The following is a 21,959-nucleotide window of genomic DNA, read 5'->3' on the forward strand; positions in this document are numbered from 1 at the left end:
AGTACCGCTTCCCCCGCTCGTACTGCTGGGTGTAACCGCGTGAGGATATCGCTACGCCGTGGCAGCACCGCTCTTGACGGGATATCACCCGACAATATCAGGCCACTGTCTCGATGGCTGTTTCGACCCACTCCAGTGACTGCTCCGGAAGCAGTCCGTAATTATAGAACGAGAGGCGCGGCACTCCCTTCGAGTCGAGCGTTTCGACGATATCGACCACGGTAGCCTCGTCGTCGATAGCCGGATGGCCCGGCAGGAGACCGACGTGGAGTGGCACGTCATCGATCACTGTCTCAACGGCGTTATAGGCATCTATGACTGCGTCACTTGATGACTCGTAAGCTGGCAGGCAGTAGTAATCGACGTGGTCCGAGAGCGCTTGCAGGTCAGCCCCGACGATCCACTCGCGGCCGGGTTCCGGTGCGCCGACGTAGTAGCCAAGCGGTGTCTTTCCCGCGGCGTCAGCCAGCGAGGCGTACAGTGACGCCAGCGTCCGTTCGCGGACATCGACGTATGCAGCGACAGTACTGTGGTCCGCAAGCCAAGCCTCCGGTGAGCGGTCATGTGACACATCGCCGGCGACGATAGCGTCCAGTGTATTGGCTACTGTTTCGCGTGCCCGTTCAGTATCGACACCCGCGGCTGTCGCATTCTCCTGACAGTGTGGACAGAAACACACTCCGAGTAGGAACTCTCCGAGTACGCCCAACTGCGCGTGAATCTTCTGGTGGTGCCAGCCAAAGCCCGTTCCGTAGAAGTAATCGAACGTTTCCAGTTCGATCCGAGCGAACTCATCGCGGGACGACAGATCCGAGACCAGTGCCGAGAGATACGTCTGGACTGCGGGCTGGGACGGACACAGGCCAAAGATCAGGTCGTCACCGTGTGCAGATTCCAGTGTGTACTCCGGGTTGGCCATCCCGAGCCGGGAGTTGTGGCAGCCGACTGTCCAGGAATTGAGTGTCATCTCCGATAAGCTGGTGGCGACGTCCGCGACCCAGTCCCCGTCCATCCGCTCGTACGGAACCGGTTCGAGGTCCCCGTACTCCGGGCCTGGCTCGAAATACGAACTCGCGCGGGCAAACAGCGTTCGCCGCTCCGGATTGTGTGGCGTAAACGCCTGCACAGTGTGATAGTTCGTCGCGAGGTTCAGCTCGTCGATGCCGATGTCACGCAGTCGCGTCTCTACTTCGGCTGGCCCCTCGTCGAGCAGGTCCCACGGGTACGCCCACATCGCGAATTCCATACGTGAACCACTGTCGCGGTGATAATAAAGGTAGAGGCGGTTACTCCTTGACCGCGCCAGCTGTCATGCCAGCCACGATATACTCCTCCAAGAAGGCGAAGAGGATCAATAGCGGGATAATACCGATGACAGAGACGGTGAGCATCATCCGCCAGTCGGTCTGCAACGCACCGACCATCGAGAAGACACCGCGTGGGATGTTGTACTTCGCACTGTCAGTGAGGAAGGTGAGCACGAACAGCAGCCGATTCCACGCGTAGAGGAACGTGTAGGTGATACTGGCGACAAGCGCTGGCTTCGTCAGCGGGAGTACGATCTTCGTCAGGATCTGCAGTTGGCTCGCACCGTCGATACGGGCTGATTCCTCGAGCGCGACGGGGATGGTCTTGAAGTACCCGTACAGCATCCAGACGTTGAACGGCAGCGTGAACGCCGCTGCTGGAACGATCACAGCCAGATAGGTGTTGAACAGCCCCAGTTGCGTGATAACGTCGAAGAGACCGACGATCAACACGACCGGTGCGAACATCTGAACGACCAGCACGGCGAGGAGGAAGGTTCGCTTCCCCACGAAGTCGTTCCGGGCACACGAGTAGGCGGCTGGTATCGCCAGCAGAAGCGTCAACACGACCGTCCCTACCGAGATGATGAAGCTGTTCCCGACCCAGAGCAACACGTCGGTCTGTGTCCAGACCTGCAGGTACGCCTGGAGGCTGGGGTCGCTGGGGACCAGTGTCGCCGGCGCAGCGAATATCTCCGACTCCGGCTTGAGCGTACTCGAGAACATCGCGTAGAACGGCAACATCATGAGCCCGAGCAGTCCGATCAACACGCCGTAGAGCCGGACTTTGCGGAGACTGCTCCGGTCGTGGCCTGCCATCGTCATAGTTCGTCACCTCCGCGCGTGTAGATGCGCAGGTAGATGATGGCAAAGACGAACAGGAACAGGAACCCGATGACACTGTAGGCGGCTCCGCGCCCGAGATTTCCGTTCTGGAGGCCCACCTGATAGATGTGGATGACGAGCGTCGCCGTCGAACTGATCGGTCCGCCGCCGGTCATCGTCCAGATGACGTCGAAGCTGACGAACGTCCATATCGTCGACAGCAGCGTGGCGATCAGGACGACGCTTTTCAGCTGTGGGAGCGTGATGTACCGGAACTGGTGCCACTTCTCGGCACCGTCGATGGCGGCAGCCTCGTACAACTCCTGTGGTATCGACTGCAACCCCGCAAGGAAGATGATCGCCATGAACGGCGTCCCGATCCAGATATCAGCCACGACGACGCCGAGCCACGCCAGACTCGGGTTTCCGAGGATCCCGATACCCTGTTCGATGATGCCGAGTTTCAGCAATATCGCGTTGAGGTAGCCGAACTGCGGGTGCTCTATCCACCGGAACACCACAGCGGAGATCGCGTAGGGAATCCCCCACGGGATGAGAAACGCCGTGCGGAAGAACTTCCGACCGCGGATGTCTCCCTTGATGTGAACGGCGATAAGCAGCCCCAGCAGTGTCTTGCCCGCGACGCCAACGACGACCCAGCGGCCGGTCTGCCAGAGCAGCCGGTAGAAGATGTCGCTATTGAATATCTCGACGTAGTGTTGCAGTCCAACGAACGTCTCGATGTTGGAGTCGGCGGGTGACTGGTACAGCGACAGCCGGAACGTCTCGATGATCGGATACCCGACGACAGCCAGCAGGAACACCGCTGCGGGAGCGATGAGGAGGTACGCGCGGCTGTTGCGCTGGACGTACGCAAGCCCTCGTTCGAGACGTGAGTCATCGGACGTTTCCGTGTATTCCTCTGCCAGACTCATCCCTGTCTGTCACTCCATAGCATCTTCGAGATCACTCTGGGCATCGTTGAGCGCTTTCTGTGGCGACTTCCGGTCCGCCAGTGCTTCCTGAATCGCCTGGACCATCCGGTCGTTGAACTCGCTGAAATTGCCGAGCTTCGGTCTGGCACGGGCGTACTGCCCCGCCTCGACGAACGGTCCCCAGTTCTTCGATTCCGAGAAGTACGAGCGCTCGCCGACGGCTTCGACGACGGGGAGGAACCCTTTCTGCTTCGAGTACTGGAACCGCCGCTCCTCGTCGAAGTAGAACCGAATCAGGTCCCGGGCGAGGTCCTTGTGTTCGCTCTGACTCAGGATGGCGAGTGTGTCGATAGTGAACAGGCTGTACCGGCCCTCTGGACCACGCGGCACCTGCACGATACCGTAGTCGAAGTCGACCTCACCGTTTTCCTTCGCGGCGGTGATGTTGAGTCCCGTATACACGTGCCCGATGACCATCCCGAGGTCACCGTTCTCGAACAGTTGCCGGATGTCCTGCCGCGTCGAGGAGAGCGGTGACGACTGTGTGACGTTGTGTTCGAGGTGGAGGTCGGTGTACAACGAGAGGGCATCGACAGCCTCACTGGAGTTTACGACCGGCATTCCCTCGTCGTCGATGAGGTCCGCGCCGTGTGACCAGTGGTAGTGGTAGTACTGCGACCCGGTTTCGATCGCGTCGGCCCCCGCAAGGCCCAGTGCAGGGACGCTCGCGTCACTGTCACGGATCTGCGTTGCGGCATCCAGCATATCCTGCCACGAATCGAGCGATGGGTCCTCGGGGTTGAGTCCCGCTGTCTCGAAGACATCTTTGTTGTAGTAGAGACACTTGTTCGAGGCAGCCCACGGCACGCCGTAGTGGGAGCCGTTGTACATCGTCCCTTCGGCCACGCCGTCGTAGAACTGTTCACCGAACTCCCCGTCCATCATGTCGTCAAGTGGCTCCAGCGCGTCCTTACCCACGAGTTGGGGGATCCAGCGCGCCGGCCACCGACTGACATCGGGCGCTTCGCCGCCGTCGACACGGTTGTTCACGGTTTGCCGTGCGTTGTCCCACGTAACGCTGGTGAACTCGACGTCGACGTCGTGCTCGTCTTCGAAGGCTGTGTTGTTCTCCTCGAAGAACTGCTTGATGTTGTCCCCGACGCCCATCGTGAGGAACTGCACGCTCTGCGTACCGCCGTCGCCGCCATCACCGCCGCTCCCACTGTCACCATCTCCACCGTCACCGCCGCTTCCACCGTCGCCGCTACACCCCGCGATGGCGATAGCGCCGCCTGCCCCAAGTGCTTGGAGGAGCCGCCGGCGGTCGATACTATCCTCGACAGACCTGTCGTTGTTATCGGGCTGCATCATTAATGTCACCTATTTCCATGTACATAGTTCTTTGTGTTGTGTCGCTCATTGGTCACGCATTGTGCTCGTGAATCGCACTCATGAGGACCGCGAGTTCTTCGCCGATAACCGAGCGGATTCGTTCACCCGTCTCCGCGCTCGCCTGCTTCGGCGTCCCGATGGCTCCAGACGAGGAATACTCGTCGAACGAGCGATAGACGGCGACATTGCCCCCGTCAAGCAAGTCCTGCCCACCCCATCTGTAGTGTTCGTCCATCGGTTCGCCGTCGCGGACCGCCGGATCGCCAACGAGGTCCGGTCGGAGCGTGAGCATGAGGGACGTCTCGAACTCGCCGCCGTGGGCCATCCCGCCTGTCTCGGTCGTTCGGATCTCCTCGATTCTATCCGATGCCAGCTGGAAGTACGTCGTCCCGAGTACTTCCGCATCCGTGTCGGCCCCCACGGTACTCACGACAGCATCGATGAGAGAACTGTTCCCGCCATGGCCGTTGACGAACAGCACCGCATCGAATCCGTTCTGGATGCCAGCGTGGGCGATATCCTCGAGTGTAGCCCGCAGATGTGCGAATTCGAGAGATAGAGTCCCACCGAACGACAGGTGGTGTGGTGAGAACCCACTCCAGACTGGCGGTGTCACGACGACAGGAACGTCGTCCAGTCGCTCGATAGCAGTGTCGACCATCGCCTCAACCAGAAGTGTGTCGGTGACGACCGGGAGGTGGTCCCCGTGCTGTTCGACGCTTCCAACGGGAATAACGAGGACAGAGCCCGACTGTTCGCCGACTCCACGGATCTGACTCGCAGTCATTCCAGCCCACTCGCTCTCTTTCCGACCGATAGTATCGTACAACATATTACACTGATTCTGTCCGCTGTGGCTGATTCAGTTCCACTCGCTCGCCATCGGGACCAAACAGATGCATATCCTCTGTATGAAACCCGAGCGCGATTTCGTCGCCCCGCTCCGGACGGTATTCGCTATCGACCCGGGCTACGACTTCGCTCGATCCGCCTGCAGTCTCCAGATAGAGGAAGTTGTCAGAGCCCATGGGCTCTACGACATCGACGACTGTCTCGATGTACTCCCCAGCGTCTCCGGCGACGAAATCCTCCGGCCGTACGCCCAGCGTGTACTCCCCGTCCGGAATATCAAGGTCGACCGTGAACTCGACAGTCGCCGAGTGCAGCGTCGCGCGCCCACCGCTGTTAGTCACACTCACTTCGAAGAAGTTCATCGACGGTGATCCGATGAACCCCGCAACGAATTTGTTGTTGGGCTTATCGTAGCAGCGTTCCGGTGGCGCAACCTGCTGGAGTTCGCCTTGATTGAGGATCACGATCCGGTCGGCCATCGTCATCGCTTCCGTCTGATCGTGCGTGACGTAAATTGTCGTCACGTCCAGTTCCTCCTGGATCCGCTGGATCTCCGTGCGCATCTGGGTTCGCAGCTTCGCGTCGAGGTTCGACAGCGGTTCATCCATCAGAAACACCTCCGGGTCACGGACGATAGCCCGCCCAAGCGCGACGCGCTGTTGCTGGCCACCCGAGAGTTGCTTCGGGAGGTCATCCATGAGATCTGAAATCTCCAGTAGTTCGGCGGCTTCAGTCACGCGTTGCTCGATCTGATCATCGTACTCGCCTGATAGCTCCAGCCCGAAGGACATGTTCTCCCGCACGGTCATATGCGGATACAGGGCGTAACTCTGGAACACCATCGCAATGTTCCGGTCCTGTGGGCGAACGTCGTTGACTACGGCCCCACCGATGGCGATCTCGCCGTCGGTGACTGTTTCGAGGCCGGCGATCATCCGAAGCGTGGTCGACTTCCCGCACCCGGATGGTCCGACAACGACGACGAACTCCCCATCCTCGACGGCCAGAGAAAGGTCTTCGACTGCAAGGACGTTGTCGTCGTATACCTTGCTGACGTTTGATAGTGTAACTTCGCTCATACCGAGTAGAAGAAGCATCGCAATCATCATTAATAAATGTTGGTAGTACTGGCACAGCCGGGCAGACCAATCACATCGAAACCCGCAGGGCGACTGTCGGGTAACGCCCGGTATGACTGTGCAGCTAGCGGTTCTGAACTGAGGATAAAAATCAAACCGATAGGTACGATCCCATACCGTGTTGCAGAATACGGAGCAGAGACCTACTACTTTGTAGAAAACGGGCTATCAGGGCGCCTCCAATCTCTTTCAATGAGATTGAAAGTCGCTCGTCGAGCTCTCGCAAGACACACGAATGACTCAAACCGACGCTAGAGTGCCTGTGACTGCTGATTCTGGTGTCGGATACTGGACTCCACAGATTCATGTGGTATGTTGTCACCCAACTCGAAGTGCGAGATTGACGAAAATAACATCCGTACCCTTGTTAGGACGGGGCAGCTCAGACTACAACGCCTGCTTCCAACGTGATTGGAAACATTTTGTCTCTTGGAGGAATCTATTTTACTCTGCAGAAAAAAGCGCACCCATGCCCTCACAGAACAACAAAACAATCAGCGCGGTTGAGACGACGCTGGATATCCTTGCTGCCCTCGGAAAACTCGAACCAATCGGTCTTTCAGATCTTGCGTCTCATCTTGACATCCCTACAAGTACCGTCTTTATTCATCTCAATACCCTTGTCCAGCGGGACTACGTTGTCAAGGAATCCGGGCAGTATCGCCGGTCGTTCCGCTTTCTGGAGCTCGGTGGCAGTGTTCGGCAACGACTAGATATCGGCCGATTGCTTCGCAATAAAGTTGAAGAACTCAGCAGAGAAACCGGCGAGATTGCCGGTGCCGGCATCGAGGAGAACGGACAGCGGGTCATCCTCTACAGGAGTTCGGGCGGAAAAGCTGCGGGCGACGAAATCCCGATCGGTAATCATACCGAGATGCACTGGACATCGCTGGGCAAGGTTATTCTGGCGCATCTTCCAGTGGAGAAACGAAACGAAATCGTTGCCGACCATGGGCTTCCGAAGGGGACTGATACCACGTTGTCATCCCGGTCCGATCTCGAAGCGGCCCTCGAGCGAATCCGTGACCAGGGCTATGCGATAGACGACGAAGAGCATCTCAGGGGCGTTCGAGGTGTTGCTGTTCCGATATTCAACGACGAACAGGAAGTCATGGTCTCGCTTGGTATCACTGGCCCCAGAGATAGATTCACCTCTAGGTATATGGCAAACCTGTTAGAGATGCTTCGATATACGAAAAACGAAATCGAAGTTCGAAGCCAGTACTACGAATACAGTACGATAGATGGATAGCCTGGAATACGATATTGAAGCGCTAGATACCACAAATAAAACAGAGAAGTACCGTCGATCTAGCTGAGGCTTTGAATCTAAAATTCGGCTAGTAGTTGTTGAATCTCGCAGGTTTCACGCCTCAATCACGCGACCCGATTACAGTTCAGCCAAATACGGATCAGGTTCTGTCTAGGTGGCGGCCCAATAAGAAAAATAAAGCGTAAATAAGAACGTATCGGCCCAGAGTCAATCCCTTGTATCTATAATTTGGAAACATGGATTTGTTCTTTGCCCTGTTTGTATGCTGGTGTCGTGCGGATTCTACACTCATAGTACGCCGCGCTTGGTAGCACTGCACCGGCCGCTTCAGGTCATGTGGTTTCAATACGCCCTGTTATCTCATCTGTACATAGTGAGTCTCCGTCGGTACTGCTCCACACAGCACAGTTCTTCCCGTGTGGTTCGGGAACCGCCTGCCACACGGTCGCTACTCGAAGTGACCGAGTTTTTCACTGCCAGTTCCGATACCAGCACTATACTGCGATGACAAAACACGCCCCGCCGACAGAATGACACCACAGGCTACTGATTCCGATATTTCGGATACCGCTGCTGAGACATCTGTCCGCACAGCCAACTTGACGTGGTGGCTCGTGGCTGGTGCGAGCCTGATTTAGATGGGACTGGCAGCCTACGAGATCGTTCCCGCAAGCGTCACACCGCTTATTCAGGACTCGATACAGGTCGGTCCAACAGCTGCCGGTCTCTTGGTTGGAGTCATGTTCGGGACCGCTGTCGTCGTCACAGCCTCGAGAACCCAGCAAAAATACAGTCGCTGGAAACGGATCACTCTCGGCAGCACAGGCACAAGCGGTCGCCGACGAGTACGACGTTCCTGTTGACGCTGTCGAAGCGGTCGCGGATAAACTGACAGACTAACCTCGATCAGTCAGACGGATTTCAAATAGACTATACAATGCTACGCGGCTGAATTACTTGTTGTAACTCTCCGGAATCAGCACGACGCCGTGGAAGTCGAAGAGGTCGGAAACAGCCGCCTCGATACGACTGAAATTCGGTGGTAGTGCAACTGCTGGTAAATAGAAATCGTAGCTTGAGAACTTACTATCGGCGGTGGAATGGTTTTGTGGTTTACTCATATCAATACAATATACTGGGTACAGCCTTCTAAGCTCATCGTGGGATAATTACGGGTGTTTATTACGGATAATTATAAACGATTGTTAATTCAGATTCCGAGAGAGACGTGTGCTGTTCGCCGAATTGAGTATTTCAATGAGACAAGTGTTCTAAGTTGTTTCACGTCTCTTCGTCGCTCCGACTGTATCCGTCGAATCGGTCTCATTAGTGAAAATACAGTTGGCTAAAACGACAGGCACTATCTGCGACTGCAGTCAGCTTTTTATTTTACCCTCGTGAGTGCACCTGTGTATGTAAACATTGACGTGGAGACCCCGCATACATACAGCAGTTCACAGATGATGACGCTCCGTTGTCGAACTAGTATTCGTCTTTGACGCCTCGATTGTAATCTCCGTCCCACAAAATGTCAATAACAACGAAAATACACATCGAACACGAACGCCTCGCTCTGGTTCCAACGTTACAGAACCTCGAAGACATAGCGATCCGTGTCATCACGCAGGGGAATACCGATCCGGGCTCCACTGTGTTTCCGTTCCTCATCGAGTATCGGGACAGAGACCGACTCGAAGAGATGCTCGATGCTGATCCGACAGTCCAGAGCTACGAACTCGTCGACTGGACCGACCAGACGGGTATATACTACATCGAACACACTCCAGAAACGAAACTCATCAGTTCTGTCGTCACGGATGTCAACGGATTTCTCGTCCATACAGAGACGAAGGGCAACGGGTGGCTCGTCCGACTCTTGCTCCCTGACCGCGAAGCGCTCAATACGATCTGGGAGTATGCCAACGAGAACGACATCTCGCTTGATATCATCGAAATCTACGGAAACACGGACACCGGCGGTGAGTCATCGTACGGGTTGACCGATGAACAGCGGATCGCGCTGACAACCGCATACGAAAACGGCTATTTCGGAGAACCCAGAGATATTTCCTTGAACGAAGTCGCCGATGAAATCGGACTGTCCTCGACAGCAATGAGCGGCCGGCTCCGGCGGGGAATGCGAAACCTCATTGCAGCAACAATAATTGACAGAGAGGAATGAGTTCACAGATCAACCACTGGAAGCGCTCGGAAGGCACTTCCAATCTTTTGCCGATTTAAGCCAACTCCCATGACATCGAACCGCGTTTGAAAGTGGATTCTAGAGTATGTGCATAAAATCGTCCAAAGGAGAGTCACCGGGACAGATGTTGGTCCTATCTGATGGTGGTGTTCACTCGGATCGTCCGCCCGAATCTTTTTGCCGGTAGACCGGTCGTAATGCTGTCGCGTCTTTGTTGTATCCCAACCAGACGCTCAACGCTGTTGCAGCGAAGACCAGATACACGGGGAACAGAAGAATGAGTGCGTATCCAGCAAACACCAGTGTCAGGATGTCTAGCCAGTACAGCGTCGCGATCCCGGCAAGTCCACCGACTGCGCTCGCGATGATTCCCAGGCGAAACGCCTGAGCGGCGGCGGGACCGGGCGACAGGTGAATCGTATCCATACGGCATTTTATATGGCTGAACCTCATAAGTCGCGCGCGAGATACGCTATCAAGGTCCGGGCTGGAATTGGTACAGCGACATCCCACTGATTCAGATCCAAACGGCAGGATTACAGTACCCGAACACGACCTGCTGTCGCTTGGAACCGTGTCCTCAGATCGGGCAGCAGGGCTGATACGTCAGTTTCGTGCGGTGGCCTCGCTCATCGGTGGGACGGACTTATTACCAGCAGCCCGACAAAGGGGTACGTATGAAACTCTCGCTGATTGCCGCCGTCGCGGCTAACGGCGTGATCGGTGCTGGCGGCGATATTCCGTGGCAGTATCCCGAGGATCTAAAACATTTCAAACGGACGACCATCGATCATCCCGTGATTATGGGGCGGCGGACCTTCGAGAGCATCCGCCGTGATCTCGACGGCCCACTGCCGGAGCGAGTAAACATTGTTCTGACTACGACGCCGCATCACCTTCCTGACAGCGTCACAGCTGTCACCTCGACGACGGCGGCGTTGACCGAAGCGGCCGACAGCGGCGCATCTACGACCTACGTCATTGGTGGCGCTACTGTGTACGAGCAGTTTCTCCCACAGGCCGACGAGCTAATCCTCACCGAGCTAACGGCAGCTTTCGACGGCGATACGGCCTTCCCGACGGTCGACTGGTCGCGCTGGTCCGAGACGGACCGAACGACACACAGCGACTTCGACATCGTCACATACACCCGAACCAGCAGTGACTCGGAATGACGTCTGTCCGAACAGTCACAGCAGCCGCTCGGTCGTGTTCTGTGCCGGTCGTTTCGTACTACAGCTACCAGTCTCATCCGAGTAACACGACACGTATTCTGCTGAATATTCATGCTATGGGCTGCTAAACAACGGTTCAGCGTATCGTCGCTGTCCGCAACGTTTCCCCCGTATATAAACACCAGAAGCAAGTAACAATTCCCTTTATTAGTATTTCACATCTTCTTTCATAGGCATGACCGGTAACGAGGAACATCCTAACCATCCCAGTGTCGACCAGTCAGACCGGACCGTCCCCCGTAACCTCCGCCAGACTGGTGACCCCAACATCGAGATGTTGGTGTCGACGCGCGTTCGAAAGTCCCCCTTCTTCCACAAGTCCTTCAACGAAGAGGGTGCCTGGCGGGCAACCGTCTACAACCGCCTCTATCACCCGCGCGGCCTCATCGAGCCAGAGGACGGCGGTGTGATGAAGGAGTACGATGCACTGACAAACACCGTCACCCTCTGGGATGTCGCCGTAGAGCGACAGATTCGGGTCAAAGGGCCCGACGCCGAGGCGCTGACGAACTACGTGGTCACTCGGGACGTGACGGGCATGGACGCCATGGACGGGAAATACGTCATCCTCTGCAACGAAGACGGTGGCGTCCTGAACGACCCAGTGTTGCTCCGTCCCGAGGAAGACGAGTTCTGGTTCTCTATCTCGGACTCGACGCTGATGCAGTGGCTGCAGGGCGTCAACGTCGACAACGACTTCGACGTCGAAATCGACGAAATCGACGTCGCGCCGATGCAGATCCAGGGCCCGAGGGCGCTCGACGTGATGGTCGATGTCGTCGGCGACGAAGTCAAAGACGTGCCCTACTACGGGCTGATGGAGGCCGAGATCGACGGCTGTGACGTACTTATCAGCCAGACCGGCTTCTCGGGCGAGAAGGGCTTCGAAATCTACGTCAAAGACGCGATGGAAAACGCCGAACGGGTCTGGGACCCCGTCATGGAGTCCGTCAAAGACCACGACGGTCGCCAGATCGCACCCGGTCACCACCGCCGGATCGCCGCCGGCATCATGTCCTGGGGGCAGGACCTCGATCACGAGACCTCGCCGTTCCAAGTCAACCTGGGCTATCACGTCCCTGACGACAAGGAGGCCGACTACATCGGCAAAGAGGTTCTCGAAGAACAGAAAGAACAGATCGAGAACGGCAACTATCCGTTCGAACACAAACTCATCGGCCTGAAGATCGCTGGCGAACCGATCCGTGACTACGCCCCCGACTTCTGGCTCATCTCCGACCCGGACACGGGCGAGGAATGTGGCTACCTCACCTCTCCATGGTGGAACCCGGACTTGGAGACCAACATCGGCATGGGCTTTGTCCCGGCTGAGAAGATTCAGGAAGTCACTGACACGCCGCTCAACGACGAGATATACGATGAGGAGCTGGACTTAGAGTTCCAGGTCCATCTCCCCGATGAGTACGCCGACGAACCCGGCGAACCGGTGTTCGCCACCGCCGCAAAGGTGCCGTTCAAGGAGTCCGTCAACCCGAGCGCCCGTGAGCAGGCGAAGCTCAACGCCCGGAAAGAGGCCGAAAGCGACGACTAATCCTCACTCCTGCTGTCCCAGCAACGCACCCCCTCTTTCGTTCGCTGCTGTTTTACGGTCCCGATTGCCGCTTTCGGCTTTCACTGATACAGTTGTAGCCCTATGCCGCTCTCTCCTATAGTTGCGCGGCCGTATAGGCGCTGCTGCCCGGAAACTATCAATTCACGTTTTGTGCTGCACTGCGCTAGGGATCTCTGGCCACAGTATTGCTCGCTGGCAGTCTCTGGCAGTGAGACGGTCGAAAACAGGCTACTTGTAGCTGGGTGTCCCGAGTCTGGACAGTAAGCAGATCGGTGTCAGGAGTCGAGACGATCGTGCCGCCATTTCTCCGTGTCGGGCGTCTGATTGAAGGTGTAGATGTGGACGCCGCGGATGTTGTACTCGTCGTCCCCGACGTAGGGCGCGAGGCCATCGATGAGTTCATCGGGTTCGTAGGTCCCGCGGGAGCCGACCAGTTGCTTGACGAACCCGAGGATGCCCGTCGTCTTCCTGAGGAACTTTATCGAGTCGCCGACGCCGACTTTCTGAGATATCTGCATCAGGCGCTGGTAGTTCATCACGCCCGGGATACCGACTTCGACCGGGAGTTCGATACCGCGAGCACGGATGTCTTCCACCCACTCTAACACGGCGTCCGGGTCGTAACACAACTGCGTGACGATGTACGTCGCGTACGGTGCTTTCTGTGTCATCGACTCCGCCAGCGTTTCGTCGTCGATGAAGTCGTGACCCTCGGGGTAGCCCGTGATTCCTACTTCCTCAAAGGAGTACGCGGTCTCTGCGAGCGCTTCAAGCATGTCGAGCGCTGACTCGTACTCACCGGCCGGTTCCTCCCGGTCACCACCGGGAACGAAGATGTCCGTGATGCCTGCCTGCTCCAGTCGCTCGGCGATCGATTCGAGTTGCGCCTGGTCTTCCACGTAGCGGGCTGCAATGTGTGGTACAACGTCGTACCCCATTGCAGCGGCTTCTTCCGTTTTTTCGACGGTCTTCTCGATGCCGAGTTGTGGCGAGGTCGTGATCGCGATAGTCGCGTCGTCGGGGAGGTGGGTAATCTCCTCGTCGAAGCTCTCGAACGGCATCAGTTCGAACCGGGCGCTCGTCAGCAGCGTCCGGACACCCTGACTGTCTGAGACAGCACGTGTTCCGAGGGCCATGAGTTGCCAGAGATAAGGCGTACCTGTACTTTTCTCTGTGGGTGGGGCATCGAACCCGTTTATAAGATATCGCTTCTATCACGCGCTGTGAGGCGCACACTGCTGGATCCGACTGGCAACAGTCCCGTAGGAGACAGCGTGGTCCGGTTCGTCTGCGAGCCGGCACAGGACGAGATCTAACAGATTGAGTTCCTCCAGTAGGTCCCGAGTCTGGCCACGGTCGAGACTCAGGCGTCGCTGGACCTCGTACACCGTGTCTGATTCGACGACTGCGTCCGCAACGTCTTGCAGTTGGACAGCAGCCGGGAGTCCAATCCCGTCGGTGACCAGTTGCTCGTCGGGGAGCTCTCCGACCGACTCTTCGACGGACGTGGCTGATTCTGCTGAGACAGGCTCGGCCACAGTGACCTGCTCGCCTTCATCCATGGCTCCGGACTGGTTCGTGTCCTCGTCCGAGGCACCTGATTCGGTCGACGGTTCTTCCTCGTCATCACTGGAGGTGTCGTACGTGTTCGGGACGTGGATGTCCGCTTCTATCATGTACCGTCGGACTGTCTCGGAGGAGACGTCCATCTGGATCTGCTCGGCGATTTCTCTGAAGTTGTCGCACTCGTCGTACAGTGCTTGTAGGTAGTCGGTGTCCTCGTACGGTGGCACGGAGTCGTCGCGGACGGCGGCGAACGGGTCGGATCCAGAGTCGTTCCCGCGACCAGACTGAGTAGCCGCACCGTCTGACTGTGGATCTTCCTGTGAACTGTCGCCCCCCTCACTAACAGGTTCTGAATCCGCGATATCAGTATCGGTGAGTGAGGGCCCACCGTCGGTACCAGCCGAACTCACTGCACTAGCTGTCGCTGTGTCGCTAGAGTCACCCTGGTCAGGCTCACAGTCGACGCTGGCTGCCTCGTCTGGCGTACCTGTGGCGTCGATCGTCAGCTGTACCGTCAGGAGCAAGCCGTCGTCAGTGACCGTAGCTGAGGCATCACCTATCGACAGTGCGGCACCAGCGGTCGACTGGAGTTCTGTGGCCGACGGTGAGAACGTGACTTCGAGGTCCCCACTCCCGGTTAGCCTCGCTGTCTCCGGCGTGAGATCCTCGTCAGCGCCGCCGCCGGAACGCAGCGAGACCGGCATCGCCACCGTCACATCAAGGACTGCATCACCGGTGTCGGCCGGCGAGGCTTCGACGGTCTTGATAGACCGTCCGCGGGATTCGTACGCATCGATGACCTCCGCGAGCGCCGTGAAAGCGGTGTGAAGTCCCATGTCATTGAGTGACTATGACACGTTATGGTGTAGAGATAGGTGTGGAATACCGAACCCATTTATAAACTCCCACAAAACTGCGGCTGGCGACACACATCTGAAACAGTGCCCGCGGGCAGCTTCGCGGATACATCTCGGTTATTGTGGTGTTGCGATGCCTGCGAGACGTTCTCCTTTCACGACGACAGACTCCCTGGCAAGCGAGAATATCACTCCTCGTTCTGTCGCTGAAACGACCTGTTGTTGCTCGAACGAGGAAGGTTCGTAGACAGTTCCCAGTCGCTCCCCGGCGTCGACGGTGTCGCCGACGGCGATGTCCGGCCGACACTCGAACAGTCCCGATCCCGATGCAGTGACCGGCTCCGCATCGTTTCGAAGTACCGTCTGTGTCGCCTTCGACTCCGGCTCAGCCGGGAGGACTGCCTGCTTGCGCAGGAGGTTCTGTATCCCGTCGACACCGGCCGCAACCGCGTCCTGTGCTATCCGGCGGCTGTTCGATAGTTCTGCAGTAATAACTGGAATCCCAGCTTCTGCAGCCGCAGCACGGAACGTCCCGCCAGAGCCGTCGTCGCCTGTGTCCTCGAACCCGTCGATAAGCCTGTAGGAGGTCCCGAACGCTTCGGCGAGGTGCTCGGCGGCCGGGTCGCCCGCCCGACATCTGACGTGTTCCAGCATATCTGCCGTGCCGGTGTGGAGGTCCACCGCTGCGTCCGCATCCTTCACGAGTTCCCACAGCCGAGCGGCAAACTGCTCCTGTAGGCTTCCACGCTCGTCGCCCGGCCACACGCGGTTCAGGTTCGGGTTCATTACGTCGTACTCGCCGGGGGTCATGTACGACCGATGGTCGAATGCGAGCTGGTTCACTACCGGGACGACGAGTACCGTCCCAGCGATGGCCGCGTCGGTAAGACGGGCGTGCAGTCGCCGTAGCGCGGCTGGGCCGTTGAGTTCGATACCGTGTTGCGCCGCCTGAATGTACACTGTCGGTCCGGTGCCGCCGACGTACTGGTGGACAGTCACGGACACGTCTCGTCCTGACGGGAGTCTCCCGAGCCGTCGGTCAGTCGTCGTGTGCGTGACGGCGGTATAGTCCATAGCAGTATCTGGCGGTGCGCAGACAAAAAACGCTAGGAGCAGGAGCGCCGCTGTGCCGCATGAAACGATGCTGTGATGCTCTTTCGGAATAGCAGCACTGCCCGATACAGCGGTGTGAAAGCATCGTGTTGAAACCGCTATAGGCATCTGTTAACACATAAACTGACAGTACAATCAGACAGTTGCGAGAAATTAGACGGATTCGAATAGAACTGACAATCACCACAGGGGGCCCCAAATCTATTAACAATGGTACTCCTGTTATTCTGAAACACTATGTGATAATGCGATGTCAGTTTGAAAAGGAGGCGGACCAGGCGGTAACTATATTGCCACGCCATAGCACGTTCTACGCAGAGTTATGGAGCCTACCGATAGCCTGCCGACCGAGGCCGATACCGTCATCGTCGGTGCTGGAATCGTCGGCTGTAACATCGCCTATCAGCTGACAGAACTCGGGCGCAAGGACGTGGTCGTGGTCGATCAGGGGCCGATGCCGACCACGGGTGGATCGTCGACGCACGCCCCCGGAATCATGTTTCAGACCGCGGAACCGAAGGTCCTCAGCCAATTTGCGGACTACAGCCGGCGGCTGTACTCGGACCTCGAAGGCGCGGACGGACATCAGGCATACAACGAAACGGGCGGCATCGAAGTCGCACGCAGCGAGGAGCGCATGGACTTCCTCCAGCGCCGCGTCGAGTATGCCAAGGCCTGGGGTATCGAGGACCCACAGTTGCTCTCCCCCGAGGAAGTCACCGAACACCTCCCGCTAGTGGATGCCGACCAGATCAAGGGTGGCTACTATTCGCCAACAGACGGGCAGGTCTCGGGCGTCATCGCCTGCGACGCGCTGGCCAGGGAAGCGATGGACAGGGGTGCGAAGTTCGTCCCACACACGCGCACTGAGGATGTCGAGACCGAGAACGGCTCGGTACAGGCCGTCGTCACCGAGAACGGCACTGTCGAGTGCAACGAGGTCGTCGTCGCGACGAACATCTGGGCCCGCCAGCTCGGCGAGAAACTCGACGTGCATCTGCCGGTAACGCCGGTCGAGCACCAGTACACGATGACGGAGTCCCTCGATGAACTGGCCGATAGCGCGGTCGATATCACCGACCATCCGCTGTTCGAGAACTACGAGAACGTCTCCGGGGAGAAGGCAAAACGGCTTCTCGTCGGGCCAGACCGACCGATTCTCCGTGACCAGGACAACGCGATGTACTACCGGAACCACGGGGACTCCTACGGTATCGGCTCGTACAACCACGACCCCATCGTGCCCGACCCGCAGGACCTCGGCGGGAACGACCCCGACGGCGAGCAGGGGTCGGTCCACGAGTTCACCGACTACCACATGAACAACGCGACCCATCCGGACCGGCCGGACAAGCCCCCTCGCCAGGCCAGCGACGAACTGCTCCCCGCGACGGCCGGCAAGGAGCTCGAACACAAGTACAACGGCATGTTCGCGGAGTCGCCCAACGGCCTCCCCGTGATGGGGCCCGTCCAGGAGTACGACGGTCTCTGGACGGCGGCGGCCATCTGGGTCACGCACGCCGGCGGTGCTGGCAAGGCGCTGGCCGAGTGGATGGAACACGGCGTTCCGCGGCTCCCCGACGGCCCGATCGATCTCGCACACTGCGACGTGAACCGCTTCGACGAGCACGAGGGGAGCTGGGACTTCGCCCGGGATATCGGCGGCGAGGAGTACCGCATCGTCTACAATATCATGCACCCAAAGTGGGTCTGGACCGACAAACAACGGGACATCCGCCGAACCCCGATGTACCACACCCACAAGAAGTACGACGCCGAACTGTGGGCCGAAGCCGGGTGGGAGGAACCACACTGGTTCGACTCCAACGCCGACCTGCTGGCGGAGTACGGCGACCGGATTCCCGACCGCGAAGGCTGGGAGGCGAAGTACTGGTCACCAATCGAGGGGGCCGAGGCGTTGAACGTGCGTAACAACGTCGGCCTCCACGACATGACCTCCTTCAACAAGATGGAGGTCATCGGGACCGACGCCGGTGAGTTCGTCCAGTACCTCTGTACGAACGACATGGACATCGACGTGGGCGACGTGAAGTACACGCTGATGTGTAACGAGGGCGGTGGCGTCCGAGCCGACATCACGGTCACGCGAACCGGTGAGGACCGCTACCTTCTGCTGACCACAGGTCGTGAGGTCGGGAACAATCACGTCGCGTGGGTGCGCGAACAGTCCCCCGACGACGTGGTCGTCAACGACGTGACATCCAGCCTCGCGGCGATGGTCTGTACCGGCCCGAACGCCCGGAAAGTCCTCTCGAAGGTCACCGACATCGACCTCTCCGACGACGCCTTCCCGTTCTTCACGAGCCAGCAGTTCTTCGTCAAGAACATCCCCGTGACTGCACTCCGCGTCTCCTATGCGGGCGAACTCGGCTGGGAGTTCTACACGCCCTCGGAGTACGGCGAGCGCCTCTGGGAGCATATCATGGAGGCCGGCGAGGAGTACGGCATTCGCCCGTACGGCAACGGCGCGCTGAATTCGCTTCGTATCGAGAAGGGGTTCCGGCTCTGGGGGAAGGATCTCCACACGGAGCACAACCCGTACGAGGCCGGCCTCGGCTGGGCTGTCGACCTCGAAACCGACTTCATCGGCAAGGAGGCGGTCGCGGCGGCCGCCGACGGCGACAACATCAACCACAAGGTGGCGTGTCTGACCCTTGACGACGAGGACGCCGTCGTGCTGGACAACAAGCCAGTCCTCGACGGTGACGAGACCATCGGCTACCTCCACAGCGCCGAGTACGGCTACACCGTCGGCGCTTGTGTCGCCTACACGTACCTCCCACCCGAGTACGCCGAACCGGGGACGAGCGTCGAGATCCTCTACGAAGGGCAGCGATACGACGCGACTGTCCGCGAGGAACCGCTCGTCTGAGAGCGGTCTCCGACCCGCGGCTGGTTCTATCGCAATTGTAACACGCTGTGGTTCAGTCCCGCATCGTCGTGTACGCTCCCTGCCCGACGGAGAGCAGACGTTACAATACCGTCGAAATGATGGTTTCTGGACGCTCTAAACAGGTATCTCTTCTACAAGCGGGTCTGCTCACCGGTGTATTTAAGATTGTGACAGAAACAGTCCCAAACGAGATACATGAGCACAGAGACTCCCCCGTCTCGGGCGGATACTGTCGTTATCGGTGCCGGTGCCGTCGGGTGTAGCGTCGCGTATCACCTGACGGAACTCGGCGCGGAGGACGTTGTCGTCATCGACCAGGGACCGCTCCCGGTCACCGGCGGCTCGTCGGTCCACGCGCCCGGCATCATGTTCCAGACATCGCCGTCGAAGATACAGACGAAGACCGCGCACTACACCAGTCGGCTCCTCTCCGACGCCGGTGTCTACGACGAGGTCGGTGGCATCGAAGTGGCCCGCAGCGAGGAGCGCATGGACTTCCTTCGCCGGCGCGTCGAGTGGGCGACGTCCTACGGGCTGCCGGAACCGCAGTTGCTCTCGCCTGAGGAGGTCACAGAGCACCTCCCGCTGGTCGACGAAGACGAAATCCTCGGCGGCTACTATTCGCCGACAGACGGGCGCGTCGACGGTATTGGCGCGCTCCAGTGGTACATGGAGCACTCCTCGGCGTCGTTCTACGGGAACACGGAGGTCACGGATCTAGACGTTTCGGGGGGCGAGATCAACGCTATCGAGACCGATCAGGGCCGGATCGACTGTGAGCGAGCGGTCATCGCGACGAACAACTGGGGCTACCAGACCGGTCAACTGGCCGGACTCGACCTCCCGATTGCCCCGGTTGAACACCAGTACGTGGTCACCGAACCGATGGACGAACTCGCCGATGTCGAATCCTCTGTCGGCGACAACACGACTGGGCTGGACGTTCCGGGGGACCGCTCTATCGCGGAGTACATGAGCGAAGGGCCACACCAGCCTGTCGGCCGCGATCAGGACCACTCGCTGTACTTCCGAACCCACGGCGATGCCCTCGGAATGGGGTCGTACAACCACGAGACGCTCTCGGTCGACCCCGAGGCGATGGGAAAAAACACCGAGGAACACCAGGCGTCGGTCAGGGGATTCACGAAGGAGCACTGGGAGACGCCGACCCACCGTGGACGGGACAAGTCCGCCAAGCAGGCCTTCGACGAGCTGCTGCCAGCGACGCAGGACGTAGAATACGAGGCCACCGAGAACGGTATCTTCGTGTTCACGCCTGACGGGATGCCGGCCGTCGGCGAAACGGCGCAGGTCGACGGTCTCTGGACAGGGCTGGCTATCTGGTGGACCCACTCAGGCGGCTACGGACGTATCCTTGCCGAGTGGATGGAGAACGGCACTCCTCGGTTGCCGTCCGGTCCGGTCGATACTGGCGGCATCCACGTCCGACGGTTCGAACCCCACGCGGGCGAGAAGAACTACTTCGTCGACCGCGGGGCCAAACGGTACGAGCAGGTGTACAGCATTGTCGAGCCCCGGTGGCAACCCGACAACCACCGGAAGCTCCGGACGAGCCCGTTCTACCACCAGCAGAAGGAACTCGGCGCGGAGTTCTACCAGAGCGGCGGCTGGGAGACGCCACAGTGGTACGAGTCGAACGCCGACCTCGTCGAGAAGTACGAGGACCGGATTCCCGACCAGGACGGCTGGCAGGGCATCAATCGCTCGAAGATCGAGGCCGCCGAGCATCTCCACACCCGTGACAAGGTGTCGATGTTCGACATGACGACGTTCAGTTCGATCATGGTCGAGGGCGAGGGGAGCCAGGCGTTCCTCCAGCGGGTCTGTAGCAACGACATGGACCTCGATGTCGGGCAGGTACGGTACTCGCTGCTGCTGAACGAGGGTGGCGGCATCCTCGCGGACATCACTGTCGTTAAACTCGACGACGAGGAGTTCATGGTGACGACCGGTGGTGGGAACTCCCCCGGTATCCACGGCGGCCACCTCGAAGACGAAGCGCCTGCGACGGTGTCGGTCCACGTCGAGGAGGGCGCGAAGTCAACGATCGGCCTCTGGGGACCGAACGCGCGGCTCCTCCTCCAGCGATGTACTGACGCAGACGTGACCAACGATGGCTTCCCGTACTTCCGCGCCAAGCAGATGTACGTCGGGGACGTGCCGGTCATCGCTTTGCGAGTTTCGTACGTCGGTGAACTCGGCTGGGAGCTGTGGGCTCCGACGGAGTACGGCCAGCGACTTTGGGAGACGCTGCAGGACGCCGGAGATGATCTCGGCGTCCGACCGATGGGCGGCGGCGCGCTCAGTTCCATGCGGTTAGAGAAAGGCTACCGCCTCTGGGGGACGGACATCGACACGGACTCGAACCCCTTCGAGGCCGGGCTGCCCTTCGCCGTCGACATGGACACTGAGTTCATCGGTAAAGCGGCTCTGGAGACTGCACGCGAGGAAGGTATCGACAGCAAAATCACGCCGCTCACGCTCGACGACTCGACGGATATCATGCTGGGTGGGCGACCAGTGCTCAAAGACGGCGACGCGATCGGCTACGTGCAGGCCGGGAACTACGGCTACAGTCTCGGCGAGTCAATCGCGTACACGTACGTTCCGACCGAACACGCCGAAGCCGGAACGTCGGTTCAGATACAGTGCGAGGGCGAGACCTACGACGCGACGGTACGTGACGAGCCACTGTTCGATCCGATCCGAGACCGAATCATCAGATAACGGGATAGCGCAATGACCCACCAACTT

Annotated in this window: 17 protein-coding genes and 1 pseudogene; 7 read left to right on the forward strand and 11 right to left on the reverse strand. The window is 58.8% G+C overall.

Annotation, left to right across the window (positions count from 1 at the left end):
• Positions 1-97: 97 nt before the first annotated feature.
• The 6 genes from ACYJ11_RS16515 to ACYJ11_RS16540 are packed head-to-tail and all read right to left on the reverse strand — an operon-like array spanning position 98 to position 6,390.
• Entirely contained in the window at positions 98-1,246 is a 1,149-nt protein-coding gene (locus ACYJ11_RS16515) for a hypothetical protein (RefSeq protein ID WP_461648597.1), read from the reverse strand.
• A 40-nt stretch (positions 1,247-1,286) separates the two neighbouring features.
• Positions 1,287-2,132 carry a carbohydrate ABC transporter permease gene (locus ACYJ11_RS16520; RefSeq protein WP_461648598.1) on the reverse strand — a complete coding sequence of 282 codons (846 nt, stop codon included), beginning with the start codon at positions 2,130-2,132 and terminating at the stop codon, positions 1,287-1,289.
• Positions 2,129-3,067, reverse strand: a complete 939-nt coding sequence (locus tag ACYJ11_RS16525) for a carbohydrate ABC transporter permease (protein ID WP_461648599.1) — start codon at positions 3,065-3,067, stop codon at positions 2,129-2,131. The genes ACYJ11_RS16520 and ACYJ11_RS16525 overlap by 4 nt, the downstream gene beginning before the upstream one ends.
• A gap of 9 nt (positions 3,068-3,076) precedes the next feature.
• Positions 3,077-4,435: an ABC transporter substrate-binding protein gene (locus tag ACYJ11_RS16530; RefSeq protein WP_461648727.1), complete on the reverse strand. Its 1,359-nt coding sequence runs from the start codon at positions 4,433-4,435 to the stop codon at positions 3,077-3,079.
• Between the two features lie 55 nt (positions 4,436-4,490).
• Positions 4,491-5,291 (reverse strand): creatininase family protein, encoded by an 801-nt coding sequence (locus tag ACYJ11_RS16535; protein WP_461648600.1) that lies wholly within the window; start codon positions 5,289-5,291, stop codon positions 4,491-4,493.
• Position 5,292: 1 nt separating this feature from the next.
• On the reverse strand, positions 5,293-6,390 hold the full coding sequence (locus ACYJ11_RS16540; RefSeq protein ID WP_461648601.1) for an ABC transporter ATP-binding protein: 1,098 nt from the start codon (positions 6,388-6,390) through the stop codon (positions 5,293-5,295).
• A 529-nt stretch (positions 6,391-6,919) separates the two neighbouring features.
• Here ACYJ11_RS16540 and ACYJ11_RS16545 point away from each other — a divergent pair.
• Positions 6,920-7,702 (forward strand): IclR family transcriptional regulator, encoded by a 783-nt coding sequence (locus tag ACYJ11_RS16545; protein ID WP_005532992.1) that lies wholly within the window; start codon positions 6,920-6,922, stop codon positions 7,700-7,702.
• 551 nt (positions 7,703-8,253) lie between these two features.
• Positions 8,254-8,490: pseudogene (locus ACYJ11_RS16550) on the forward strand (MFS transporter); the annotation flags it as partial.
• 186 nt (positions 8,491-8,676) lie between these two features.
• Here ACYJ11_RS16550 and ACYJ11_RS16555 read toward each other — a convergent pair.
• Positions 8,677-8,844, reverse strand: coding sequence for a hypothetical protein (locus ACYJ11_RS16555; protein ID WP_461648602.1), 168 nt, complete (start codon positions 8,842-8,844; stop codon positions 8,677-8,679).
• A gap of 407 nt (positions 8,845-9,251) precedes the next feature.
• Here ACYJ11_RS16555 and ACYJ11_RS16560 point away from each other — a divergent pair, with 407 nt between their 5' ends.
• Complete coding sequence (locus ACYJ11_RS16560) at positions 9,252-9,905, forward strand: helix-turn-helix domain-containing protein (RefSeq protein WP_461648603.1); 654 nt, start codon at positions 9,252-9,254, stop codon at positions 9,903-9,905.
• A gap of 171 nt (positions 9,906-10,076) precedes the next feature.
• Here ACYJ11_RS16560 and ACYJ11_RS16565 read toward each other — a convergent pair whose 3' ends face one another.
• Entirely contained in the window at positions 10,077-10,352 is a 276-nt protein-coding gene (locus tag ACYJ11_RS16565) for a hypothetical protein (protein WP_461648604.1), read from the reverse strand.
• 251 nt (positions 10,353-10,603) lie between these two features.
• On the opposite strand from ACYJ11_RS16565, the gene ACYJ11_RS16570 reads away from it, so the two are divergent.
• Positions 10,604-11,101, forward strand: coding sequence for a dihydrofolate reductase (locus ACYJ11_RS16570; RefSeq protein WP_461648605.1), 498 nt, complete (start codon positions 10,604-10,606; stop codon positions 11,099-11,101).
• A 235-nt stretch (positions 11,102-11,336) separates the two neighbouring features.
• Positions 11,337-12,713, forward strand: coding sequence for an aminomethyltransferase family protein (locus ACYJ11_RS16575; RefSeq protein WP_461648606.1), 1,377 nt, complete (start codon positions 11,337-11,339; stop codon positions 12,711-12,713).
• 296 nt (positions 12,714-13,009) lie between these two features.
• Here the strand turns inward: ACYJ11_RS16575 and ACYJ11_RS16580 are convergent, their stop codons facing one another.
• The 3 genes from ACYJ11_RS16580 to ACYJ11_RS16590 all read right to left on the reverse strand — a co-directional run bounded on the left by ACYJ11_RS16580 (position 13,010) and on the right by ACYJ11_RS16590 (position 16,231).
• The gene (locus tag ACYJ11_RS16580) at positions 13,010-13,870 is read right to left on the reverse strand and encodes a methylenetetrahydrofolate reductase (protein ID WP_461648607.1); all 861 of its coding nucleotides are present in this window, start codon (positions 13,868-13,870) and stop codon (positions 13,010-13,012) included.
• 78 nt (positions 13,871-13,948) lie between these two features.
• Positions 13,949-15,136 (reverse strand): hypothetical protein, encoded by a 1,188-nt coding sequence (locus ACYJ11_RS16585; RefSeq protein ID WP_461648608.1) that lies wholly within the window; start codon positions 15,134-15,136, stop codon positions 13,949-13,951.
• A 138-nt stretch (positions 15,137-15,274) separates the two neighbouring features.
• Positions 15,275-16,231 (reverse strand): succinylglutamate desuccinylase/aspartoacylase family protein, encoded by a 957-nt coding sequence (locus ACYJ11_RS16590; RefSeq protein WP_461648609.1) that lies wholly within the window; start codon positions 16,229-16,231, stop codon positions 15,275-15,277.
• Between the two features lie 361 nt (positions 16,232-16,592).
• Here ACYJ11_RS16590 and ACYJ11_RS16595 point away from each other — a divergent pair, with 361 nt between their 5' ends.
• Positions 16,593-19,163, forward strand: a complete 2,571-nt coding sequence (locus tag ACYJ11_RS16595; RefSeq protein ID WP_461648610.1) for a GcvT family protein — start codon at positions 16,593-16,595, stop codon at positions 19,161-19,163.
• A 216-nt stretch (positions 19,164-19,379) separates the two neighbouring features.
• Positions 19,380-21,932 carry a GcvT family protein gene (locus ACYJ11_RS16600; protein WP_461648611.1) on the forward strand — a complete coding sequence of 851 codons (2,553 nt, stop codon included), beginning with the start codon at positions 19,380-19,382 and terminating at the stop codon, positions 21,930-21,932.
• Positions 21,933-21,959: the final 27 nt, after the last annotated feature.

The sequence above is a fragment of the Haloarcula sp. H-GB5 genome (assembly GCF_054850705.1).

Excerpts from the sequence above, each read along its gene's own strand:
- ACYJ11_RS16515 (WP_461648597.1), bottom strand. The coding sequence starts at position 1,246 with ATGGAATTCGCGATGTGGGCGTACCCGTGGGACCTGCTCGACGAGGGG.
- ACYJ11_RS16520 (WP_461648598.1), bottom strand. The coding sequence starts at position 2,132 with ATGACGATGGCAGGCCACGACCGGAGCAGTCTCCGCAAAGTCCGGCTC.
- ACYJ11_RS16525 (WP_461648599.1), bottom strand. The coding sequence starts at position 3,067 with ATGAGTCTGGCAGAGGAATACACGGAAACGTCCGATGACTCACGTCTC.
- ACYJ11_RS16530 (WP_461648727.1), bottom strand. The coding sequence starts at position 4,435 with ATGCAGCCCGATAACAACGACAGGTCTGTCGAGGATAGTATCGACCGC.
- ACYJ11_RS16535 (WP_461648600.1), bottom strand. The coding sequence starts at position 5,291 with ATGTTGTACGATACTATCGGTCGGAAAGAGAGCGAGTGGGCTGGAATG.
- ACYJ11_RS16540 (WP_461648601.1), bottom strand. The coding sequence starts at position 6,390 with ATGAGCGAAGTTACACTATCAAACGTCAGCAAGGTATACGACGACAAC.
- ACYJ11_RS16545 (WP_005532992.1), top strand. The coding sequence starts at position 6,920 with ATGCCCTCACAGAACAACAAAACAATCAGCGCGGTTGAGACGACGCTG.
- ACYJ11_RS16555 (WP_461648602.1), bottom strand. The coding sequence starts at position 8,844 with ATGAGTAAACCACAAAACCATTCCACCGCCGATAGTAAGTTCTCAAGC.
- ACYJ11_RS16560 (WP_461648603.1), top strand. The coding sequence starts at position 9,252 with ATGTCAATAACAACGAAAATACACATCGAACACGAACGCCTCGCTCTG.
- ACYJ11_RS16565 (WP_461648604.1), bottom strand. The coding sequence starts at position 10,352 with ATGGATACGATTCACCTGTCGCCCGGTCCCGCCGCCGCTCAGGCGTTT.
- ACYJ11_RS16570 (WP_461648605.1), top strand. The coding sequence starts at position 10,604 with ATGAAACTCTCGCTGATTGCCGCCGTCGCGGCTAACGGCGTGATCGGT.
- ACYJ11_RS16575 (WP_461648606.1), top strand. The coding sequence starts at position 11,337 with ATGACCGGTAACGAGGAACATCCTAACCATCCCAGTGTCGACCAGTCA.
- ACYJ11_RS16580 (WP_461648607.1), bottom strand. The coding sequence starts at position 13,870 with ATGGCCCTCGGAACACGTGCTGTCTCAGACAGTCAGGGTGTCCGGACG.
- ACYJ11_RS16585 (WP_461648608.1), bottom strand. The coding sequence starts at position 15,136 with ATGGGACTTCACACCGCTTTCACGGCGCTCGCGGAGGTCATCGATGCG.
- ACYJ11_RS16590 (WP_461648609.1), bottom strand. The coding sequence starts at position 16,231 with ATGGACTATACCGCCGTCACGCACACGACGACTGACCGACGGCTCGGG.
- ACYJ11_RS16595 (WP_461648610.1), top strand. The coding sequence starts at position 16,593 with ATGGAGCCTACCGATAGCCTGCCGACCGAGGCCGATACCGTCATCGTC.
- ACYJ11_RS16600 (WP_461648611.1), top strand. The coding sequence starts at position 19,380 with ATGAGCACAGAGACTCCCCCGTCTCGGGCGGATACTGTCGTTATCGGT.